Origin of the sequence: Brevibacillus invocatus (genome assembly GCF_003710915.1) — a bacterium.
Taxonomy (GTDB): domain Bacteria; phylum Bacillota; class Bacilli; order Brevibacillales; family Brevibacillaceae; genus Brevibacillus; species Brevibacillus invocatus.
This window is the reverse complement of the sequence record NZ_RHHR01000035.1, coordinates 13,502-34,052: the sequence shown is the minus strand read 5'-3', so window position 1 is coordinate 34,052 and position 20,551 is coordinate 13,502. Positions and strand designations below refer to the sequence as shown.

The 20,551-nt window shown below is 51.2% G+C and carries 18 protein-coding genes and 1 pseudogene; 4 read left to right on the top strand and 15 right to left on the bottom strand.

Features of this window, described 5'->3' with window-relative positions:
• Window positions 1-6: 6 nt before the first annotated feature.
• The gene (hemA, locus tag EDM52_RS17810) at window positions 7-1,365 is read right to left on the bottom strand and encodes a glutamyl-tRNA reductase (RefSeq protein WP_122910302.1); all 1,359 of its coding nucleotides are present in this window, start codon (window positions 1,363-1,365) and stop codon (window positions 7-9) included.
• A gap of 308 nt (window positions 1,366-1,673) precedes the next feature.
• On the opposite strand from hemA, the gene EDM52_RS17805 reads away from it, so the two are divergent.
• Complete coding sequence (locus tag EDM52_RS17805) at window positions 1,674-2,615, top strand: DMT family transporter (protein WP_338068327.1); 942 nt, start codon at window positions 1,674-1,676, stop codon at window positions 2,613-2,615.
• Window positions 2,616-2,690: 75 nt separating this feature from the next.
• On the opposite strand, the gene EDM52_RS17800 is transcribed toward EDM52_RS17805, so the two are convergent.
• The 4 genes from EDM52_RS17800 to lonB all read right to left on the bottom strand — a co-directional run bounded on the left by EDM52_RS17800 (window position 2,691) and on the right by lonB (window position 9,013).
• Window positions 2,691-4,043 carry a protein O-GlcNAcase gene (locus EDM52_RS17800; protein ID WP_122910301.1) on the bottom strand — a complete coding sequence of 451 codons (1,353 nt, stop codon included), beginning with the start codon at window positions 4,041-4,043 and terminating at the stop codon, window positions 2,691-2,693.
• A gap of 32 nt (window positions 4,044-4,075) precedes the next feature.
• Window positions 4,076-4,732 carry a ribosome biogenesis GTP-binding protein YihA/YsxC gene (gene yihA / locus EDM52_RS17795; RefSeq protein ID WP_122910300.1) on the bottom strand — a complete coding sequence of 219 codons (657 nt, stop codon included), beginning with the start codon at window positions 4,730-4,732 and terminating at the stop codon, window positions 4,076-4,078.
• Window positions 4,729-7,068: an endopeptidase La gene (gene lon, locus EDM52_RS17790; protein ID WP_122910299.1), complete on the bottom strand. Its 2,340-nt coding sequence runs from the start codon at window positions 7,066-7,068 to the stop codon at window positions 4,729-4,731. Before lon ends, yihA begins: the two co-directional genes overlap by 4 nt.
• Before the next feature lie 247 nt (window positions 7,069-7,315).
• Window positions 7,316-9,013 carry an ATP-dependent protease LonB gene (gene lonB, locus EDM52_RS17785; RefSeq protein WP_122910341.1) on the bottom strand — a complete coding sequence of 566 codons (1,698 nt, stop codon included), beginning with the start codon at window positions 9,011-9,013 and terminating at the stop codon, window positions 7,316-7,318.
• A 119-nt stretch (window positions 9,014-9,132) separates the two neighbouring features.
• Here lonB and EDM52_RS24760 point away from each other — a divergent pair, with 119 nt between their 5' ends.
• Window positions 9,133-9,321, top strand: coding sequence for a hypothetical protein (locus tag EDM52_RS24760; protein WP_183185169.1), 189 nt, complete (start codon window positions 9,133-9,135; stop codon window positions 9,319-9,321).
• A 147-nt stretch (window positions 9,322-9,468) separates the two neighbouring features.
• Here EDM52_RS24760 and clpX read toward each other — a convergent pair whose 3' ends face one another.
• The 6 genes from clpX to rph form a co-directional block, all read right to left on the bottom strand.
• On the bottom strand, window positions 9,469-10,734 hold the full coding sequence (gene clpX, locus EDM52_RS17780; protein ID WP_122910298.1) for an ATP-dependent protease ATP-binding subunit ClpX: 1,266 nt from the start codon (window positions 10,732-10,734) through the stop codon (window positions 9,469-9,471).
• 20 nt (window positions 10,735-10,754) lie between these two features.
• Window positions 10,755-11,336, bottom strand: a complete 582-nt coding sequence (clpP, locus tag EDM52_RS17775; RefSeq protein ID WP_122910297.1) for an ATP-dependent Clp endopeptidase proteolytic subunit ClpP — start codon at window positions 11,334-11,336, stop codon at window positions 10,755-10,757.
• 134 nt (window positions 11,337-11,470) lie between these two features.
• Window positions 11,471-12,763 (bottom strand): trigger factor, encoded by a 1,293-nt coding sequence (gene tig / locus EDM52_RS17770; protein ID WP_122910296.1) that lies wholly within the window; start codon window positions 12,761-12,763, stop codon window positions 11,471-11,473.
• 141 nt (window positions 12,764-12,904) lie between these two features.
• Window positions 12,905-13,429 carry a metallophosphoesterase family protein gene (locus EDM52_RS17765; RefSeq protein WP_122910295.1) on the bottom strand — a complete coding sequence of 175 codons (525 nt, stop codon included), beginning with the start codon at window positions 13,427-13,429 and terminating at the stop codon, window positions 12,905-12,907.
• Window positions 13,430-13,458: 29 nt separating this feature from the next.
• Window positions 13,459-14,064, bottom strand: coding sequence for an XTP/dITP diphosphatase (locus EDM52_RS17760; protein WP_122910294.1), 606 nt, complete (start codon window positions 14,062-14,064; stop codon window positions 13,459-13,461).
• A complete protein-coding gene (gene rph, locus EDM52_RS17755; protein WP_122910293.1) occupies window positions 14,057-14,839 on the bottom strand; it encodes a ribonuclease PH in 783 nt (260 codons plus the stop codon). Before rph ends, EDM52_RS17760 begins: the two co-directional genes overlap by 8 nt.
• Before the next feature lie 186 nt (window positions 14,840-15,025).
• Here rph and EDM52_RS17750 point away from each other — a divergent pair.
• A pseudogene (locus EDM52_RS17750) lies at window positions 15,026-15,418 on the top strand (hypothetical protein); the annotation flags it as partial.
• Here EDM52_RS17750 and EDM52_RS17745 read toward each other — a convergent pair.
• Together EDM52_RS17745 and racE are read right to left on the bottom strand one after the other, a co-directional pair.
• Complete coding sequence (locus tag EDM52_RS17745; protein ID WP_122910291.1) at window positions 15,415-16,467, bottom strand: GerMN domain-containing protein; 1,053 nt, start codon at window positions 16,465-16,467, stop codon at window positions 15,415-15,417. The pseudogene EDM52_RS17750 and the gene EDM52_RS17745 sit on opposite strands and share 4 nt — an antisense overlap.
• Before the next feature lie 106 nt (window positions 16,468-16,573).
• Window positions 16,574-17,398: a glutamate racemase gene (racE, locus tag EDM52_RS17740; RefSeq protein ID WP_122910290.1), complete on the bottom strand. Its 825-nt coding sequence runs from the start codon at window positions 17,396-17,398 to the stop codon at window positions 16,574-16,576.
• Between the two features lie 170 nt (window positions 17,399-17,568).
• On the opposite strand from racE, the gene EDM52_RS17735 reads away from it, so the two are divergent.
• The gene (locus EDM52_RS17735) at window positions 17,569-18,630 is read left to right on the top strand and encodes a superoxide dismutase (RefSeq protein WP_122910289.1); all 1,062 of its coding nucleotides are present in this window, start codon (window positions 17,569-17,571) and stop codon (window positions 18,628-18,630) included.
• 79 nt (window positions 18,631-18,709) lie between these two features.
• Here EDM52_RS17735 and EDM52_RS17730 read toward each other — a convergent pair whose 3' ends face one another.
• Entirely contained in the window at window positions 18,710-19,756 is a 1,047-nt protein-coding gene (locus EDM52_RS17730) for a M20/M25/M40 family metallo-hydrolase (RefSeq protein ID WP_245997068.1), read from the bottom strand.
• The gene (locus EDM52_RS17725) at window positions 19,656-20,489 is read right to left on the bottom strand and encodes a PhzF family phenazine biosynthesis protein (RefSeq protein ID WP_245997067.1); all 834 of its coding nucleotides are present in this window, start codon (window positions 20,487-20,489) and stop codon (window positions 19,656-19,658) included. Before EDM52_RS17725 ends, EDM52_RS17730 begins: the two co-directional genes overlap by 101 nt.
• Window positions 20,490-20,551 lie beyond the last annotated feature (62 nt).

Genomic DNA, 20,551 nt, shown 5'->3' with positions numbered 1-20,551 from the left:
TACTCATTATGAATCTCGGGAGACGAGGATCTTCTCCGGGGAAGTCAGCTGTTTTTTCTTCTCGCTAGCCCAGGTAGCTTCCTTCTCCGTACGAGTCAGAATTTCCTCAAGGGCGAACATCGTCGTGAAAATATCCAGCACATCGTCTCCTTTTTTATTGGCTGCCATCTCTTTCAAGCGCACAACCGGATCGTGCATGAGCTGATTGACAATCCCTTTGGTCGTTTTGCGGATGATATGCATTTCCCGCTCACTCAATTGCGGCAGCTTGTTTTCGATCTTGCGCATCGCTTCTCCGTGAATGCCCAATGCTTTTTCACGCAATGCAGCAATCAATGGCGCCACACCCAACGTCTGGTACCAGTTGGTAAAAGCCACAATCTCTTCTTCGATCATGACATCCAGGCGTTCTGCTTCGCGAGAGCGTTCAGCCACGTTGCTTGCCACGATTCCTTCCAGATCGTCGATATCGTACAGATAGACATTGTCCAGGTCGTGCAGATCCGGGTTCAAGTCGCGTGGAACGGCGATGTCTACCATGAACAAAGGGCGGTGCTTTCGCTGTTTCATGATCGAAGTCAGTTCTCTTTTTCCGAGCACATAGCCAGCCGCTCCGGTAGAACTGATGACGACGTCAGCTGCGAGCAGTGCCTGTGGCAGCTGCTCCATCGTACAGGCGTCCCCTTTGAACTTCTGTGCGAGCAGCTGTGCGCGCTCCAGCGTCCGGTTCGCAACGATCACCTTGGCAGCTCCGTTGGCATGCAAGTGCTTCACAGTCAGCTCGCTCATCTTGCCCGCACCGATGATCAGGACGGTTTTGCCCGAGAAGGTACCGAAGATCTTCTTGCCCAGCTCGATCGCAGCATAGCTGACAGAGACTGCATTCTGTCCGATTGCTGTCTCGGTATGCGCCCGCTTGGCGAATGTAATTGCTTGTTTGAATAACGTATTAAAAACCGTTCCCGTGGTCTCCAATTTTTGGGCAAGCAGAAAAGCATCCCGCACCTGACCGAGAATCTGCGTTTCTCCCATGACCATCGAATCCAGACCAGCCGATACGCGAAGCAAATGCTCGATGGCTTGCTCTTGTTCTTTTATATAGAGATGTTCCTTGAAAGACTCTTTTTCCACGCCAAACCACTCTGCGAGAAAGCGCAGCGTATAATCCCGTCCAATATTGGCCTGGTCACATACCACATAGATCTCAGTGCGGTTGCACGTACCGATAATGATACATTCAGCGATACTCTTCGTCTGGGAGAGGAGATGAAGAGCACGTGCGGTGCCATCGTCGCTAAAAGTAAATTTTTCGCGAATTTCAACCGGTGCCGTTTTATAGTTAAGTCCCAGCAAAAGTATATCCATAATATCCTCCCAGAATGACCTGCTTTGTCGTTCCATGTATAAATTTCACTATCATTATAACATTATGTCCCGAAAGGGCTACGAGTAATTGTGAAAAGTTTATTAACGGCGACACTTCTCCATCCGATGTGAAAACCGCTTGCGCTCTTGACAGGAATGCCGTATCATGCAGGCTATACCTTCCTGTACGTGAGAACGTGGCATTGCCATTCTATTTTGCTATCACTCATCCATGAAAGAGATCAGCATGGTTCTACATGTATAGATAGAAAGATTTTGAATACTCACACGATAGGAGAAGAGAAACTTTGAGAAAACCATGGATGGCCGACATCACCTTGCTGTTGGTTGCCTTCGTTTGGGGAAGTACCTTTCTCATCGTACAGCAGGCAATCTCTTCCTTGCCTCCGAATACGTTCAATGCTGTACGCTTTACGATTGCAGCCTTGTTCCTTTTCCTCATTCAAATCACGATGTACCGCAAGCAATGGAAGGAGTGGCGAGGACCTCTGCTCGTGTCAGGAGCGATCCTGGGATTCTGGCTGTGTCTCGGCTATGCGCTGCAGACCGTCGGGCTCCTCTATACCACGCCATCAAAAGCAGGCTTTATTACCGGACTTTCCGTCGTCCTCGTACCGCTCTTTTCTTTTCTTTTGTTACGGGATCGGGTAAAGCCCGCGGCCATCATCGGTGTCATCATGGCTGCATTCGGACTGTATATGTTGACACAAAGCAATTCCTTCTCGTTCAATCTGGGAGACGCGCTCGTTTTTGGATGCGCGATCTGCTTTGCGATGCAGATCGTCATTACAGGAAAATACGCTCCACGCTTTCCTGCCTTGCCGCTGGCTATCGTGCAGCTCACAACCGTTGCTCTCATGAGCTGGGCTTACGCTTTTCTGTTCGAGGATTACCAGCTTGCATTTGATCCTGGCGTTCTGCTGATTCCGGAAGTAGCCTTCGGGTTGTTCATCACTTCTATTTTTGCAACCGCCCTTGCTTTCCTGGCCCAAACCGCCCTGCAAAAGCAGACCAGCTCGACCCGGGTCGCTCTGATTTTTGCCTTGGAGCCCGTGTTTGCTGCCTTGACGTCCTATGTGTTCATCAACGAGATTTTGAGCGGTCGTCAGCTGTTAGGCTGTATGCTGATCTTCGTCGGCATGATTCTGGCTGAATTGCCTATCAAGGAATGGCTGGAAAATGCGAAAAATCGCAAACAGCCTACTCGAACAGACCGAAATTCCGTGTAATGCCAAATGGAATAGAAAAGGTTCCTCTCCCAGTCGGGATTGGAACCTTTTTTGGTATCTCCACTTGAGCTTTTCCTAACGTCCCTTTTTCACTTCCTGCCATACTGCTTCGACAAACGTGCTCATCACATGGCCACATACCATTTGCGGCATGCTCTCCACACGTTTAACCAATCGTTTCAGCTTGAGCAAATGGAAAGCCGCTTGCGCCATTTTCCCGTTGGTTCCAGCCTCCATGAGGGCTACCGCAGCCTGCCCGACCAGTCCCCAGCCTTCGAATTTTTCAATCCATTCCCGACTTTCCCGGATCAGCTTGTGTTCGTCTACGTCTATGAGCAAATCTCGTGCTGTCGTCTCCATCTCTACGAACACTGTATGTAAATCCTGAAGGGCTTTTCGAGCATCCCCACGCAGAAATTGAAAGCGAAATTGAAGCAAGGCTTCCAGAAGACCAGGCGATTCAGCGTCGTGCAGAAAGGAGCTCTGCACATGCTCGGCAAACCGTCGAAAAGCAGCTTGCTTCTCCTCTCCTGCCACTTCGGCTATGGCCACGCCCCACGCTGTTCTTGGGTCGTAGGCTTCCGGATTTCTCAAATAGGCAGCTGCCGTCATCAAAGGAATTTTGCTTGATTCCGGTCTGGACATCGCATTCGCTACGTACCCAGCTGCGTAATTGCACAGATCGTGATCTCGATTGCGCAAGGGACCGATATGCAGCTCGTTTGCCATCGCCAGATCGTTTACGGGATAGTTGTCCCAATAGAGCGGCCGACGTTGCGTATAGGTCAAAAAGCGCATGGCGTCCTGACTGGTGAGCGAGGGGGAGCAAACAAAACGCCCTGTCCAAAACAGCTCCACTGCCTTTGGCAGGTGCCGCCCCAAATAGGTGATATAGGGTTCATCCCCCATTCCTCTATACTGGGTAGGACAGACAAACAGCTTCCCCACGTCCGGCCAAGCGCTCATTTCCTCCCATACCTGAATGGTGGTGTGGACATGCGCTTCGGCCAGCTGGGAAAACTGTTCGTTGTCTTCCGTATGCATGAGCTGCAAGGGGATATCGTCAAACAGGAGGGCAAAGTCGCGCACGCCCTGTTTGTAGAGAGATTGATATTTGTCTAACAGGAGCCGAAGGTGCTGTGAGCTGGCATAATTCATCCCAAACCCCGGACTCAGTGCATAGACAAACGAGATCCCCCGTTTCCGTGCAGCTGCTACCCATACACCAAACTGTTCCAGATCCCGCTCTGGATGGGGCTGCATCCAGCGATCCCGCAAATACGGGTCGTCTTTTGGGGAGTAAAAATAATAGTTATAGCTGTTTCGCCCCAAAAAATCGATCATGTCCAAGCGCTCTTGGTGGGACCAAGGCTTTCCGTAAAAGCCTTCAATCACCCCGCGTATGGCAAAACGTGTTTGCTCGGTCACGTAAGATGCATCCCCCTGCCTGATGGTCTGGGTTATGACGGGTTGCTAGAATTCGCTTGTTCTTCTTGCTCTTCTTTTTCTGCTTGTCTTTGGTCCTCTTCAGCTGCACGCAAGCGACGCATGATTTCTCCCCACAGCTCATCCTTGCCCTGACCTGTCTCGGAGGAAAATACGATGATCGTATCGTCACCGCGCAGCTTCAGATCCTGACGTATGACCTTGATATGCTGCATCCAACGCCCTCTGGCAATTTTATCTCCTTTTGTCGCCACGACGACGGTCGGAATCCCGATTTGCTTGCACCAATCGTACATAGCGACGTCATCCTTGCTCGGTGCATGACGGATATCTACCAGCTGGATGACAAAGCGCAGTTCTTGGCGATTTTTCAGGTAGCCTTCGATCATTTTTCCCCATGTTTCCTTGATCGTTTTGGCCACCTTGGCATAGCCATAGCCAGGGAAGTCAACGAAGTACAGCATTTGATTGACCCTGAAGTAGTTCAGCGTCTGGGTTTTCCCCGGCCGCGAACTGATTCTGGCCAGTCCCTTGCGATTCATCATTTTGTTCAACATGGACGATTTGCCGACATTGGAGCGGCCAACCAGTGCAATCTCAGGAAGGCCGTCCGTCGGGTATTGCTTCGGACCTACGGCGCTGATGACAAATTCGGAAGAGGTTACCTTCATGCTTTGCCACCTTCTGGCTTTTTGGTCAAGGCAATACGGAGCACTTCGTCCAGATGTTCTACTGGATGGAAGGTCAGCTCGCTTCGAACGCTTTCCGGGATATCGTCAATATCTTTTTCATTCTCTTTCGGCAAAACAATCGTCGTCAATCCAGCGCGATGGGCAGACATGCACTTTTCCTTCAATCCGCCGATCGGCAATACTCTGCCGCGAAGGGTGATCTCTCCTGTCATCCCGACTTCCTTCTTCACAGGAATTTGGGTGAGCGCAGAGACCAAGGCTGTCGCCATCGTGATACCAGCAGAAGGTCCGTCCTTTGGAATTGCTCCCTCCGGAACGTGGATGTGAATATCGTTTTTCTCATGGAAGACAGGGTCGATCCCCCACTCTTCTGCACGGGAACGGATATAACTGAATGCCGCTTGTGCGGATTCCTTCATCACGTCGCCCAATTGACCCGTCAGCGTCAGCTTTCCTTTGCCAGGAAGAATGCTGACCTCTACGTTCAAGGTGTCGCCGCCTGCTTGCGTCCACGCAAGACCAGTCACCGAGCCGATCTGATCCTTTTTCTCTGCCAAACCATAGCGGTAGCGAGGTTTGCCAAGCAGGGCTTCCAACGTCTTGGCAGTCACCACGACGCGTTTTTTCTCGCCGCTGACGATCAGCTTGGCAGCCTTGCGACAGATGTTGGCTGCTTCCCGATTCAGGTTGCGCACACCAGCCTCACGTGTGTACTGGCGTACCAGCTTGAGCATGGCATCTTCATTTACTTGCAGCTTATCCTTGCCAAGTCCATGATCCTCCATCTGCTTAGGCATCAGATAGCCGCGCATGATGTTCAGCTTTTCCAGCTCGGTATATCCTGCGATGGAGATGACCTCCATACGATCCAAAAGCGGGCGTGGAATCGTGTGCAGGCTATTGGCTGTCGTAATGAACATGACATTGGTCAGGTCGTAGGTTTCCTCGATGTAATGGTCGGAAAACTTGTCGTTCTGATTCGGGTCCAGCACTTCCAGCAGAGCGGATGCAGGATCTCCCCGGAAATCAGAAGCGAGCTTGTCGATTTCATCCAGCAGGAAGACGGGATTGATCGTACCTGCCTGCTTCATTCCCTGAATAATCCGTCCAGGCAAGGCGCCTACGTAGGTACGGCGATGTCCGCGGATTTCTGCTTCATCCCGAACGCCGCCCAGCGAAATACGGACAAACTCTCGTCCCAAAGCGCGAGCGACTGAACGTGCCAAAGAGGTTTTCCCTACCCCTGGAGGGCCGACCAGACAGAGAATCGGTCCGCGCATGGAATTGACCAGCTTTTGCACAGCCAGATATTCCAGAACGCGCTCTTTTGGCTTTTCCAAACCGTAGTGATCCTCATCCAGGACTTTCTCCGCATGGCTGATGTCGAGATTGTCCTCGGTTGTTTTCGTCCAAGGCAATCCCAAGAGCGTATCAATATACGTACGGATCACGGAGCCCTCTGCAGAAGTGGACGGCATTTTTTCCAGTCGGTCCAGCTCTTTCTCGATCTTCGCCTTGATCCGCTCTGGCGCATCCGACTTCCCCAGCTGGGCACGCAGCTCGTCGACTTCACCCTGGCGACCATCCTTGTCGCCCAGTTCTTTCTGGATCGCCTTCATCTGTTCACGCAGGTAGTACTCTTTCTGGGTGCGCTCCATCTGCTTTTTCACACGGTTGCCGATTTTGCGCTCCAGCTCCAGTACCTCTCGCTCATTGTTGAGAATAGTCAAGAGGATTTCCAGACGCTCCTGAATATTGACCGTCTCCAGTATCTCCTGCTTATCCTTGATTTTTAATGGAAGGTGGGAAGCGATCACGTCTGCCAGTCTGCCTGGCTCCTCGATGTCTGTCACGGAGGTCAACGTCTCGGGGGATACCTTCTTGGACAGCTTGATATACTGTTCAAAATGGTTGAGAACAGAACGCATCAGAGCTTCTGCCTCATTTTCCTCTGAGTTTTCATCATTCAAGTATGTAATGGAAACAATGAAGTAATCGTCCGACTGTAAATACTCCTCGATTTTGGCCCGTTGCAGACCTTCTACGAGGACGCGAATCGTACCATTCGGCAGCTTCAGCATCTGCTTGACCCGTGCCACCGTACCAATGGTGTAGATTTGCTCTGCATTCGGTTCTTCTATGTGGACTTCTTCCTGCGTCGCCAATAGGATTTTATTGTCATCCACCATCGCCTGCTCCAATGCGCGTATGGACTTTTCTCGCCCAACATCCAGATGGAGTACCATAGTTGGATACACAAGCAATCCTCGCAACGGGAGAAGCGGTAATTCTCGTTTACCGGAACGTTCGCCCAAACTTATGCACCTCTCCTTGTTGATCCCTTTATCAAAGTTTCAGTTCGTTAACATGCAAAAACGGCTCCGACAGCCGTTTTTGATCGTCGAAAAAATAACTCGTCGACACGGGGGGCAGCCCGCCAACACAGCATTTTTCGAGGCTTGTGCAGGAGTAAGCAACCCCTCGCCCACCGACAAGTTGAAGCTTTTTTCCATTGTAGCGCAAACGCAATCCGATGTCTAATATGCAAGTTCTCCCGACTGTTTACAAGGACATTGGGGACGATGCCAGCTCTTCTGCCGGCAATTGCAGGGTGAAACCCGCTTCTTCCGTTTTCGGCTCCTCCTGTTCCAGCAGCGCCAGCTCGAGGACTTGCGATACCGCAGATACAGGAATGATTTCAATGCCCTTCATGTCGGCAAAAATAGATTGCCAGTTCTCTTCCGGGATCAGAACGCGTGTAGCCCCGGCCATACGTGCTGCTTCTACTTTCGCTACGACACCACCCACCGGCTTTACCTTTCCGTGAATGCTTACCTCACCCGTCATGGCAAGGAGATTGTCGACAGGCACTTCCTTGATAGCCGAGCAGATCGCTGTCGCGATGGCAATGCCAGCGGATGGCCCATCTACAGGAACACCGCCAGGAAAATTGATGTGCAGGTCGTAATCATAGGATCGAATACCCATGCGCTGCAACACGGTCAAAACGTTCTCGATGGAGCCCTTCGCCATCGATTTACGACGGATGGTGCGACTGCGTCCACCCATCTCCTCTTCTTCGGCCATTCCCGTCATGGCGACTTTTCCTTGCCCTGACAGGACAGCCGGTGTTGCCGTAACCTCCAGCTCCATCACACTTCCCATATTCGGACCGTAGACAGCAAGTCCATTGACCAGACCAACCTGTGGCTGTTCATGAACCTGTTTTTCCATACGCGGCGACTTCTGGCTGCTGTGCACGACCCACTCTACATCCGAAGCGTGAATCTCTTTCCGCTCTTCCGTCAAGGCGATACCAGCTGCAATCTGCAAGGTATTGATCGCTTCACGTCCATTCGTCGCGTAGCGCTCGATGACCGAAACAGCATCATCGTCAATGGTCATCTCCATCTTGGGCACAGCAGTCCGCACGATGCTGCCAACCTCTCCAGCCTTCAACGGTCGGAAGAAGATCTCCAGACAACGCGAGCGCAACGCAGCAGGCAATTCATCCGGCAAGCGAGTCGTCGCTCCTACGAGACGAAAATCAGCAGGAAGTCCGTATTTGAACACATCGTGAATATGGGACGGTATCTGCGTATTCTCTTCGCTGTAGTACGCGCTTTCCAGCATGACTTTGCGATCTTCCAGTACTTTTAGCAGCTTATTCATTTGTACAGGATGAAGCTCTCCGATCTCATCGAGAAAAAGCATGCCACCATGCGCTTTGGTGACAGCTCCCGGCTTGGGTTGAGGAACTCCCGCCTGACCGAGCGATCCTGCTCCCTGATAAATCGGGTCATGGACAGATCCAATCAGCGGATCGGCAATTCCGCGTTCATCAAAGCGAGCGATAGTGGCATCAATCTCAATAAACTTGGCGTCTGCTTTGAACGGAGACATCGTGTTCTTCTTCGCTTCTTCCAGTACTACGCGGGCTGCCGCTGTCTTTCCAACACCCGGAGGACCGTAAATAATCACGTGTTGCGGATTGGGCCCACAAAGCGCGGCACGCAGGGCTCGCAAACCATCCTGCTGACCAACGATCTCATCCATCGTGGCGGGTCTTGTTTTTTCCGAGAGCGGTTCGGTCAAAGCAATCATTCTCAAACGACGTAGCGAATCCAAATCCTTACGCGAGTCTTTTTCTGTCGAGCTCTTCGCATTCCGCTGAGTACGGAGCAAATTCCAAAAATACGTACCGATCACGATCCCGACAATCACTTCAATAACGGCAATGACTAACGTTGTATAGTCCACCTGCTGTCCCTCCCATGCAATACTGGCAGCCATTCATCCCAGGAAACGTCTCTTGAACTATACCAAGTAGTATTACCCCGTACAGGATGACATAAACCAAGCTTCCTGTTACTCCCAGCGTGCTTAAGACTTTCGCTAATTTCTTCTTTTTACTCTCACCAGCTTTTGGGTTAGTCCAGCAGACAGCTGCTTTGGACGCGGTTTCGTTTTTTTCACGGAGTCGGGCAGTGAATCCCCAAGGCGGGCAGCCCAAGAAGCTGGAGCGTTTTCTCCTGTTTCCTGCCATCACAACGGTTGGATCAACATGACCATTATTCCTCATGAGACTCCCCTCGAGGCTTATTCAAGAAGAAATACATCGGGATGTGTTGCTCTTAGAAGTTTATACTTTCCGATACTGTAAAAAAGCTATCCCTCGTCAACGACTTGGGATAGCCTTTTATCATTTCATATGTTTACGCTGTTTCCGAACGAGCTTCCTGACCTTCTTTGGTCATCAGCTGGGGCTTCACTTTGTCGCGAACGGTCTCTTCCGTGATGACGCATTTGCTCACGTCTTCACGCGATGGCAGTTCGTACATCATGTCCAGCATGATTTGCTCGATAATGGCACGCAGACCGCGCGCTCCCGTATTGCGTTTGATCGCTTCTTTCGCGATTTGCAGCAGGGCGCCCGCATCGAACTCCAGCTCTACGCCATCGAGGCTCAACAGCTTTTGATACTGCTTCACCAGGGAGTTCTTTGGTTCAGTCAGAATGCGAATCAGCGTATCCTCATCCAGCGGCTCCAGTGTAGCCAGAACTGGCAAACGACCGACAAATTCCGGAATCAGTCCAAAGCGAAGCAAGTCTTCTGGCAATACGTATTTCAAGTATTCGCCAGCTTTCAGATCGCCATTGATGCCTTCGTTCGTATCGCTGCCAAAACCGATGACCTTTTTACCAAGACGCCGCTTGATGATTTGTTCGATGCCATCGAAGGCACCGCCACAAATAAACAAGATGTTGGAGGTATCGATCTGGATAAATTCTTGATGTGGATGCTTGCGTCCACCTTGTGGTGGAACACTTGCAACCGTTCCTTCCAAAATTTTCAGCAGAGCTTGCTGTACGCCTTCACCGGAAACATCGCGGGTAATCGACGGGTTTTCCGACTTGCGGGCAACCTTGTCGATCTCATCGATGTAAATAATGCCTTTTTCGGCCTTCTCGACATCGTAATCGGCTGCCTGGATCAGCTTCAGCAGGATGTTCTCCACGTCTTCACCCACGTAGCCAGCCTCCGTCAGGGAAGTAGCGTCTGCAATGGCGAAAGGTACGTTGAGAATACGAGCGAGTGTTTGCGCAAGCAACGTCTTCCCGCTACCAGTAGGTCCGATCAGCATGATGTTGGATTTTTGCAGTTCAACATCCTCGATCTTCGCACCGGAATTAATCCGCTTATAGTGGTTATAAACCGCTACCGACAGAGATTTTTTCGCCAGATCCTGTCCAATCACGTAATCGTCCAGGATTTTGCGGATTTCAATCGGCTTTGGAATTTCTTTCATGTCTACTTCTTCTTCAGTCCCCAGCTCTTCCTGAACAATCTCATTGCACAGTTCGATACACTCGTCACAAATGTAGACACCAGGACCAGCTACCAGCTTGCGCACCTGTTCCTGGGACTTGCCGCAGAAGGAACACTTCAGTTGGCCTTTGTCGTCATTAAACTTAAACATGCGCGTCACCTCACAACAGGTCAGTTTTTGCGTTCAATAATTGCGTCGATCAATCCATAGGCCTTGGCTTCTTCAGCACTCATAAAATTGTCACGATCCGTGTCCGCTTCCACACGCTCGTATGGCTGCCCTGTCCGTTCTGACAAAATTTGATTCAGTTGGCGCTTTGTCTTCAAAATCCAGTCAGCGTGAATACGAATGTCTTCTGCCTGACCGCGCACGCCTCCCAGCGGTTGATGAATCATCACTTCGCTGTTTGGCAACGCAAAGCGTTTTCCTTTTGCGCCAGCCGCCAACAGGAAAGCTCCCATGCTAGCAGCCATGCCTACACAAATGGTAGAAACATCCGGCTTGATGAATTGCATCGTGTCGTAAATACCCATTCCGGCCGTAACCGAGCCTCCGGGCGAGTTTATGTATAGGGAAATATCTTTGTCCGGATCTTCTGCCTGCAAAAACAGGAGTTGGGCGACTACAAGATTGGCTACATCATCATCAATCTCGGTCCCCAAAAGGATGATCCGGTCTTTCAAGAGGCGGGAGTAAATATCGTAGGAGCGTTCACCTCTGCTCGTTTGCTCAATAACCATAGGGATCAGCATATGTATGTTCCTCCTTTGCACAAAAGGATTACCCAGTTGGAAAAACAAGGCACGAACGAATCGTGCCTTGTTATCCGCTAAAGCCAGAAGCGAGGCGTAGCCTGACCACTGGCTATTCTTGCGTTCTTCTAAGTTTATGCACTTACTTTGTTTTCTGCAACCAGGAAATCGATGGTTTTGCGAGTTTGAACATCGCGCTCGAGAGCAGCCAAGCCGTCTTGAGCAGAGAAGATTTTACGCAGCTCATCAGCAGGGCGGCCATATACGGAAGCCAGCTTGTTCAGCTCTTCGTTCACATCTTCTTCATTCACTGTGATGTTTTCTGCTTTACCGATCGCTTCCAAAGTCAGGGAAGTGCGCACGCGGGATGTTGCATCTGCACGAAGTTGATCGCGCAATTGGCTTTCATCCATGCCGGAGAATTGGTAGTACAGCTCCAGAGTCATACCTTGGTATTGGAGGCGTTGACCAAATTCGTTCACCATTTGATCCAGCTCATGCTCAACCATAACTGCTGGCAGGTCGATTTCTGCATTTTCAGCAGCTTTCAACACGAGTTGTTCGCGAATGTATTGGTCTTTTTCTTGAGCTGTTTTTTCTTCCAGCTTGGTTTTCGTGTCGGCTTTCAGCTCTTCCAGCGTGTCAAACTCGCTCACGTCTTTGGCGAATTCATCGTCCAAAGCAGGCAGGTTTTTGCGCTTCAGGCCATTCAGCTTCACTTTGAATACCGCTTCTTTACCAGCGAGGTTAGGAGAATGATATTCTTCTGGGAATGTTACAGTGATCTCTTTTTCCTCACCAACGGACATGCCTACTACTTGCTCTTCAAAGCCGGCGATGAAAGTGCCAGTGCCAAGCTCAAGCGCATAGTCTTCTGCTTTTCCGCCTTCGAATGCAACGCCGTCTTGGAAGCCTTCGAAATCGATGACCGCTTGGTCGCCGTTTTCAGCTGTGCCTTCTTCGATGGTAACCAGCTCAGCATGACGCTCTTGCATACGCTTCAGTTCTGCATCCAGCGTTTCATCTGTTACGGTGAATTCCTTAGGCTCGATGCTCAGGTTTTTGTAGTCACCCAGCTTCACTTCAGGCTTCACGGTTACAGTTGCTTTGAAGATCAGATTTTTGCCTTGTTCCATTTGCTCTACGTCTACTTCCGGACGGTCAACCGGCTCGATGCCAGCTTCGCGAACAGCCTGTCCGTATGCATTTGGCAAGAGGATATCCAGCGCATCTTGATACAGAGATTCTACGCCAAAGCGCGCTTCAAACATCTTACGTGGAACTTTTCCTTTGCGAAATCCTGGAACTTGTACTTTTTGTACTACTTTTTTAAACGCTTGGTCCAATGCTGCGTCTACTTGCGAAGCATCTACTTCAACCGTCAGGACTCCCTGGTTATTCTCTACCTTTTCCCAATTTGCTGCCACGTAAACTTCCCCTCCTAGATTGGATCAAAGAAAACACCGCCAGCCATGCAATACTCCATTGCAGACTTGGGCGATCATATTCTAGCCATTATAACCATTCTAGTATAGCATAAATCTTTTCATTTTCAACAAGGCCCTCATTCAGCGTCGAAGAGAATAGCTTCCACCCAACGAAGAAACCGAATTGCCTTGATAGTCATAGTAGGAAACCGTTACTTCGACCGTCTTTTCGGTAGTCCCATCCTGCTCCAAAACAGCGTAGGTAGGGACATCAAAGCCGCGGGGCATCTGCAAGCTGCCTGGATTGAGGAAGAGAACGTCCCGCACGACCCCGCACACTGGAATATGGGAGTGTCCAAACACCACGATATTGGCCCCCGTCTCTTCTGCGCGGTAGGTAAGGCGCAGCAAGGAGCTTTTTACGCCGTACAGGTGTCCATGTGTCTGCAGGATATTCAAGTCTTTCCACCGGGTCTGCTCCTCTGACGGTACCGCTTTTGTGGTGTCGCAGTTTCCTCTCACCAGGATCATCTGGGAGAAAGGCTCCCTCTGATGATCGACACAAAAATCTCCGCAGTGCAGGATTTTGTCTACCTTATGTCTTCCAACGACCTGCTGTACCTCGCGAACGAGACCGTGGGTGTCGCTCATCACCAGAATTGCCATCTCTCCCACTCTCCTGCCTCTCTATATCCCTATTGTTTGTTCTTCTGAATGACTTCCAGCAATTGCTGCATCGCCATCGCCCGGTGACTGATCTGATTTTTCTCTTCTGCGCTGAGCTCGGCCATTCGCTTATCCATCGCGGGCAGATAAAACACCGGATCGTACCCGAAGCCGTTCGTACCCGCAGGTTCTCTGGCAATGGTCCCCTCACAGGAACCAGTCGCGATCAGCGGTTCCTGCCCTGGCTCGACGAGTGCCAGGGTGCAGCGAAAGCGCGCTGTCCGCTTTTCATCCGGGACGTCTGTCAGTTCTTGCAGCAGCTTTTTCCAGTTGGCCTCGTCTGTTGCATCTTCCCCGGCATAGCGGGCTGAATACACGCCTGGTCGACCGTCCAGAGCATCTACCTCCAGGCCAGAATCATCGCCTACTGCAGGCAGGTTCAAATATGTAGAAATAGTGACTGCTTTTTTGATGGCGTTAGCTTCAAAAGTATCCCCGTCCTCGACGACTTCAGGAACATCCTCGAACTCTGCCAGACTGATGCCTTCCCATCCCAGCTGCGCAAACAGTTTATTGAATTCTCTTACCTTGCCCTGATTGCGCGTCGCGAGGACGATGCGTTTGGGCTCAGACATTTTTTTCACCCACCAGTGTCTCTTCTTTATTCTGATCGTTTGCTTCAAACGGCAGCATCACATGAGACAAGGCCTGCTTTTGATTGTCGATCAAGGTTTCGATCCCGGTCTTCGCGAGGGCGAGCATCTCATGCAATTGCTCGGGTGAAAACGGAGCATCTTCTCCGGTACCTTGCAGCTCCACGAATTTGCCTGTTCCGGTCATCACAACGTTCATGTCGACAGTGGCGGTGGAGTCTTCCTTGTAGTTCAAATCCAGAACGGTATGTTCGCCGACTACCCCGACAGAGGTCGCAGCCAAGAAATCATGGAGTGGAATCTGTTTCCATACTCCGTTCTCTACGAGCTTGTGCATCGCATCGACCATCGCCACGTAAGCACCTGTAATCGAAGCGGTTCTCGTACCTCCGTCTGCCTGGATCACATCGCAATCCAGCCAGATTGTACGCTCGCCCATCGCTTCCAGATGGACAACAGAACGCAGTGCGCGACCGATCAAACGCTGGATCTCCATCGTCCGGCCACCCACTTTTCCTTTGGACGATTCACGTGGATTCCGTGTCGCGGTGGCTCTTGGGAGCATGGAATACTCGGCTGTAATCCATCCCTTGCCTCCGTTGCGCATGAATGGCGGTACTCGATCCTCGATTGTCGCCGTGCATATTACCTTGGTGTCGCCGATCTCGATCAGACATGATCCCTCTGCATGCTTGATGTAATTGCGCGTAATCGTTACTGGGCGCAATTGGTCATTCGCGCGGCCATCTACTCTCATTTCAAGTTCCCCCTACATGCTTTCATACTTTGTTCATTATACCAAACGCAGGAAACGGTCTGCCACTAAACATGAGCCCGTACCTGTATTTGAGACTATTGCTAATATTCGAATCGCTGGCAAAACCTAAAAAAAGAAGATCTTGCGGAGCTTTTTCACAAACGCCCGTATGAAGTAGCCGCGCTCAGCCTAGCAGTCGAAGGATTTGCTTTTTTGTTGACCAGCTTTTCCCCATCCATTACCATAACCGCCTTGTTCTACGCGCTCTCGACGGTAGCTGGCGGCATGGGCAATGCTTGTCTGCGCACCTTGATCATGCAGCACGTTCATCATAGGAACCAAGGTCGTTTCTTTGCGATGGAAGGGACGCTTTGCAATGTCCTGCTCGGAATATCCATGCTGGCCGGCGGCTGGCTTTTGACCTTTGCCGAACCACGAATCGTGGGATTTGCCGCAGGTGCTTTTGTGACACTTTCCTCCCTTTGGATCGGTCGAACCATCTGGCATGCTGCAAAAGCCGAAAAGAAGAAAACCACGCTCTCTCAAAAGAGCGTGGCGGAGCCAGACAGTTTGCTTTAAAAACGAATCGGGTTGACGTGAAGCGGACGAGCGACTGGCTTGGAGAAATCGTGGGCTTCACTGGTGAGCGGCTTGCCTTCAACCAAAAGCTGAACCTGCTTCGCTCCCGTGCTTTCGGTGAGGGAAAGCACGAGCGACTCCAGTGCGTCTGGATTGGCATCCTTGCCCTCGTCGTATTTGAGGATGTCGCTACTCAGATTGACCGTGATCAGATCCTTATCCTGCTTCACATCCAGCACGCGCGTTGTTCGGAGGAGAGAACTGAACAGCTGGGAATCTTGTTTGGGTCCTTTAATCAGCTCTTCTACCGTTGCTTTCGCCACATTTTGCGTTGTAGGAATCAGGCGTGTCACCGGAACAAAATACGTACGGGCATCATCCAATTGCCCCTGGAAGTAGACGGTGACTGCAGAGGTGCTGCCTGGAATCGCTCCATCTGCAAGCTCAAGGTTGACACCGAGATTGCGATCCAGCTGGTTAATAGGTGTGCTCGCTACAGGCATTTCTTTGAGCGGAGTCCCATTCACCCAGATCTGTACTGTCTTCACATTGCCAAACTCGGTCAAGACACGCGTGACCGCATCCAGGATCTTCTTTTCATCCTTTTCTTCATACGTTTTAAACTCTTTGGAAAAGTCAACCGTAGCAACACCGTTTTTGATCAGAAGTCCCTTTACTTCTGTTCCTTGCGGCAGTACAGCGGAGAAACCGCCTTGCAGCAAGGTTTCTACAGGACCTCCCTTGACCATGTAGCTGAGGGCTTGCTTGGCGAGCCCTTCTACCTTTGGCAGCGTGAGAGATACAGGAACGACATAGCCATTTGCATCGAGCAGGTAAACGGTACGCTCTGCTGTACCCTGCTCCACTGCCTCAGGCTGCTCAAGCGAACCTTCCTCTGTCACATCAGGCACTTCTACGGCCACTTCTGACAGTGGAGGTGCGTCGATGCTACTCACTTCCTTTTCCGGGCCAAAGAGACCGCAGCCCGAAAGCAGCACAGCACTAACTCCCAGCACGGCCGTCATTTTGCCGATGCGTTGCATTCTCATCTCATCCAGCCTCCTCCAGACACTTTGTACTACCATGTATACGAGCAGGGCTTGTGTTTATGCGTGGAATGTCTGGACGAAGTGCGAGATGAGTCAAAAGTTGGCGTTACGACTGTACGGTTTTGACAAGAGAATGATGCTCGACCGCAACCTGCGTACCCAGCCACTCTTCGGCAATCTCTCGGAACATGTCGGCGTCGCCGCTGGTCACAAACAAATGATCTGGCCCTTTTTCACCAGATCTGGATATGGGCGCTCTATTCTTTGACCCGATATGCACCGCCAGCTCACGGGCTGTCTCCTCGGCCGAGCTGATCAATCGCACCTGATCTCCCATGACTTCCTGAATGATCGGAGCGAGCAGAGGATAATGGGTGCATCCCAAGATCAACGTATCCAATTCCTCTCGCAGCAAAGGCTTCAGCGTTTCCTGCACCACGCGACGGGCTTCTTCTGTGTGTGCCAAGTGTGTCTCCACCAGCGGTACGAACGCAGGACAGGCCAAGCCGCAGACGTGCAAGTCGGGTTGGAGCCGCAGCAGAGCCCGAGTGTAAGCCTGTGTGCGAATGGTCGTCTCTGTACCGATGACGCCGATTCTTCGGTTTCGTGTGGCTTGGACAGCTGCTCTCGCTCCAGGTTCGATCACACCGATCACAGGGAGTTTGAGCGTGGCTTGTGCCTCTTCCAGCACAACTGCCGTAGCAGTATTACAGGCTATGACCAGTGCTTTTAGTGGCGTATGTGCAACAAAATCTATCATCTGAAAGCTGTAGGATCGTATTTCCTCCGGCGTTTTGGAGCCGTAGGGACAACGCGCATTATCGCCTACGTACAAAATCCTTTCATTTGGGAACTGCTGCATGACTTCCTTGGCTACCGTAAGTCCTCCAACTCCTGAATCAATGACAGCAATCGCTTGTTCTTTATGCATGCATGGTGTCTCCCCTGTTGTAGTGAATATTGTACAGCATACCACTTCCTGCATTTGTGCTACTACCATATGCGGGCTTGAAATTTCTTGCACTCCGCGAAAGCCGCACCTTCTCTAGGCGATTATCATACGTTGAAGAGGAGATGCGCATCTGTAGGAGGGACTCAGTAGTGGAACAACAAACACGCAACCTGATGGACTGGAGTCAGTGGGGACGTCAATGGATCGAAAATTTACGCAAAAACAGCACGCTCAACCGCGAACTGGAGCGCCATTTGCACAAATTCGACGAATCGTTCACCCAAATCGGAAAAAAGGCCTCTCACATGGATCGGGCTAACAAAGATGTGGAACTCCCTACCTTGATTATTCAAGCTGAGAAGGTGCAGGAACAGTTTCATCAATTTTTACGTCTGGTCCAGCAGTATGACCAGGATGCTGCTGAGCTACAACCCATCACTCATCTTCCGGCACAGGAGCACGTGGAAGCAGTGTGGGAACAAGCTGCGGATCAGCCTGCATTCGAGCCTGAGCCTGTTCGCGATACAGGTCCACCTCCTACCCCTGCTCCTGCGCGAGAGCCAGAACGAGTCCCAGTAGCAAGACCTGTTGCGGTCGGTCGACATTCATTGCCGCCCTTGCCGTATGCGTACGACGCCCTGGAGCCCTACATCGATGCGGAAACCATGCGTATCCATCACGAGAAGCTGCACAAAAAATATGTAGACGACCTCAATACGGCCGAGCGAAAGCTGGCAGAGTCCCGCGAAAAAAATGATTTTGAGCTGATCCGCCACTGGGAACGGGAGCTGGCGTTCAATGGTGCAGGGCATTATTTGCACACGCTGTTCTGGCCTACGATGAGCCCGAATGGCGGCGGCGAACCGTCAGGCGATCTGGCGGACTCCATCAACCGATACTTCGGCTCCTATTCAGCTTTTCAAAAGCAATTTACCCAAGCAGCTGCCAAAGTAGAGGGTCCTGGTTGGGCCATTCTCGTCTGGTCTCCCCGCTCACAGCACCTCGAGATTTTGACAGCAGAAAAGCATCAGAACCTGTCACAATGGGATGTCATTCCCCTTTTGCCGCTAGACGTCTGGGAACACTCGTATTTTCTCAAGTATAAAGAAAATCGACCCGACTATATCGAGGCGTGGTGGAAGCTCGTCAACTGGCCCTATGTGGAAGAGCGCTTTCAACAAGCGCGCAAGCTGCGTTGGCAGCCGTATTGAACATGGGACGACACAAACAAGCACCCCCTTATCCAACCGAACCTGTCGGCGAAGAGGGGGCTTGTCTGGATTCGTTGCTCTATGCTTTTATGGCGGAAAATTCACCAAGCCTATAAACGACGTGGCAAGTGCACAGAATCCCGTTGAAAAAGAGCTCTGTCACCATATTCTCGTTCGGAGCGTGATTGGCTTCATCATTCAGGCCCTCTCCCCCATACCCGCTATGAAAGCCACATATATTGAACGTTGGCTCCATCGCCAGCTTTCGGTAATAGGTTTCCCCGTCCATCTGCAAATCGCTGAGTCCGAGCTGTGTCTGAACCTGCTCGGAATCAAACGGCATGAGCTGCAAAAGCTCCCGCTCGCGTACGGATGGCTCCCGAATGCGATCGTAGAAGCCCTCAATCAGGACTTTCCCCGTTTCATCCCGCATCGTCCGTAATAAATCGATCAGCTTCCATGCAGGATTGGGCACGACATTCCCCATATTGCCGGAGTGATGGTCCCACTTCGCTCCAGTAACTGTCATCTCGATGCCCAGGATGCCCCTGACCCCCAATTCCACGGATGGTCGCCCGCTTGCATGCATGGGGCCGTCAGACGTATAGACGAGATCGCATGCCAATTTGGTTGCATGCTGCGCAACAAAGGAATCGAGATGCTCACTTCCGCTTTCCTCTTCCCCGTCAAACACAAATTTCACATTGATCGGCAGTTCCCCGACAACGTCGAGATACGTCTTGATCGCCAGCACCTGTGCCATCAGCTGCCCTTTGTTGTCACCAACTCCGCGACAATAAATTCTCCCGTCCCGAATCGTAGGCTCGAATGGCGGAGATACCCATTCTTCCAATGGCTCCGGAGGCTGCACATCATAGTGACCATAGATGAGCAGGGTAAAGGCCTCAGGGTCCCGCATCACCTCTCCATACACAACAGGAGCCCCTGGCGTTTCGATCAAGCTAGTGGAAATGCCGCTCTCTTCCATAAGGGTTTGAAGCAGCTCTGCGCACTCCCTCACCCCTTCATTTCGAGGACTGATGCTCGGTTGCCGCAGCAGCGTGAACAATTTCTGCAAATACTGGTCTGTCCTCTCCTGAATGCACTTTTCTAGCCCCTCTATCACCAAGTCTGTCTCCCCCTTTCGTCATCCGAGAAGAAGCTGTCCCGCGATCGTGACATGAGCCTTGCCCGCTACTCGGATCACGAGTGTACAACGTGTATCCTTCCGGAGCATCCCAGGTGAAAAGATGAGTCGTTGTGATACTGTGCTTGCTGTTTAATTCAGCTAATTCAGCCAAAATCGGCTGTGCCTGATCAATGGCCTGCTGTGTACGAACAGGAACCAATAGGTGCATACTGCCTGTAGACGCCAGCTTCATCGGATAGCGATCATCCAGATCCTGCGGCTGTATGCCGACCAGTATCGCTATCGCTACATCTGTGGGATTCACATCAATCTCCCTTGCACTCGGACTAATCTGTGTCATGGTTACCTGCTCCAGCCTGCCCCCTTTCGTCTCCAACGAAACAGGAATGAGTCCTACATTGGTCTCGAACACGATGCGTTCCGCTTTTTCCAGCCATCCGTACTCTGTAGCCAATATCCAGGTGGAAGCTACTGTCGCATGCCCGCAGAATGGGATTTCAGTCGTCGGTGAAAAATAGCGAATGCGAAAATCGGCATCCGGATGACTACTTGGTATCAGAAAAGCGGACTCTGGAAGGTTCAACTCATTGGCAATTTTCTGCATTTGCTGTACAGTCAATGTAGTGGCATCCGGAATCACCCCTGCTGGATTGCCAGCAAAAGCTTCACTCGTAAAAGCGTCCACATGGTACACAGGTAACCGATTCATATTTTTACCACTCCTTTTTTTCAGCACTTGTTCTCTATCATAAAACCAATAGAATTTTCTGT

Excerpts from the sequence above, each read along its gene's own strand:
- EDM52_RS17725 (WP_245997067.1), bottom strand. The coding sequence starts at position 20,489 with ATGAATCGGTTACCTGTGTACCATGTGGACGCTTTTACGAGTGAAGCT.
- clpX (WP_122910298.1), bottom strand. The coding sequence starts at position 10,734 with ATGTTTAAGTTTAATGACGACAAAGGCCAACTGAAGTGTTCCTTCTGC.
- racE (WP_122910290.1), bottom strand. The coding sequence starts at position 17,398 with ATGCATAAAGAACAAGCGATTGCTGTCATTGATTCAGGAGTTGGAGGA.
- EDM52_RS17745 (WP_122910291.1), bottom strand. The coding sequence starts at position 16,467 with ATGAGAATGCAACGCATCGGCAAAATGACGGCCGTGCTGGGAGTTAGT.
- yihA (WP_122910300.1), bottom strand. The coding sequence starts at position 4,732 with ATGAAGGTAACCTCTTCCGAATTTGTCATCAGCGCCGTAGGTCCGAAG.
- EDM52_RS17760 (WP_122910294.1), bottom strand. The coding sequence starts at position 14,064 with ATGTCTGAGCCCAAACGCATCGTCCTCGCGACGCGCAATCAGGGCAAG.
- EDM52_RS17765 (WP_122910295.1), bottom strand. The coding sequence starts at position 13,429 with ATGGCAATTCTGGTGATGAGCGACACCCACGGTCTCGTTCGCGAGGTA.
- rph (WP_122910293.1), bottom strand. The coding sequence starts at position 14,839 with ATGAGAGTAGATGGCCGCGCGAATGACCAATTGCGCCCAGTAACGATT.
- hemA (WP_122910302.1), bottom strand. The coding sequence starts at position 1,365 with ATGGATATACTTTTGCTGGGACTTAACTATAAAACGGCACCGGTTGAA.
- clpP (WP_122910297.1), bottom strand. The coding sequence starts at position 11,336 with ATGCTGATCCCTATGGTTATTGAGCAAACGAGCAGAGGTGAACGCTCC.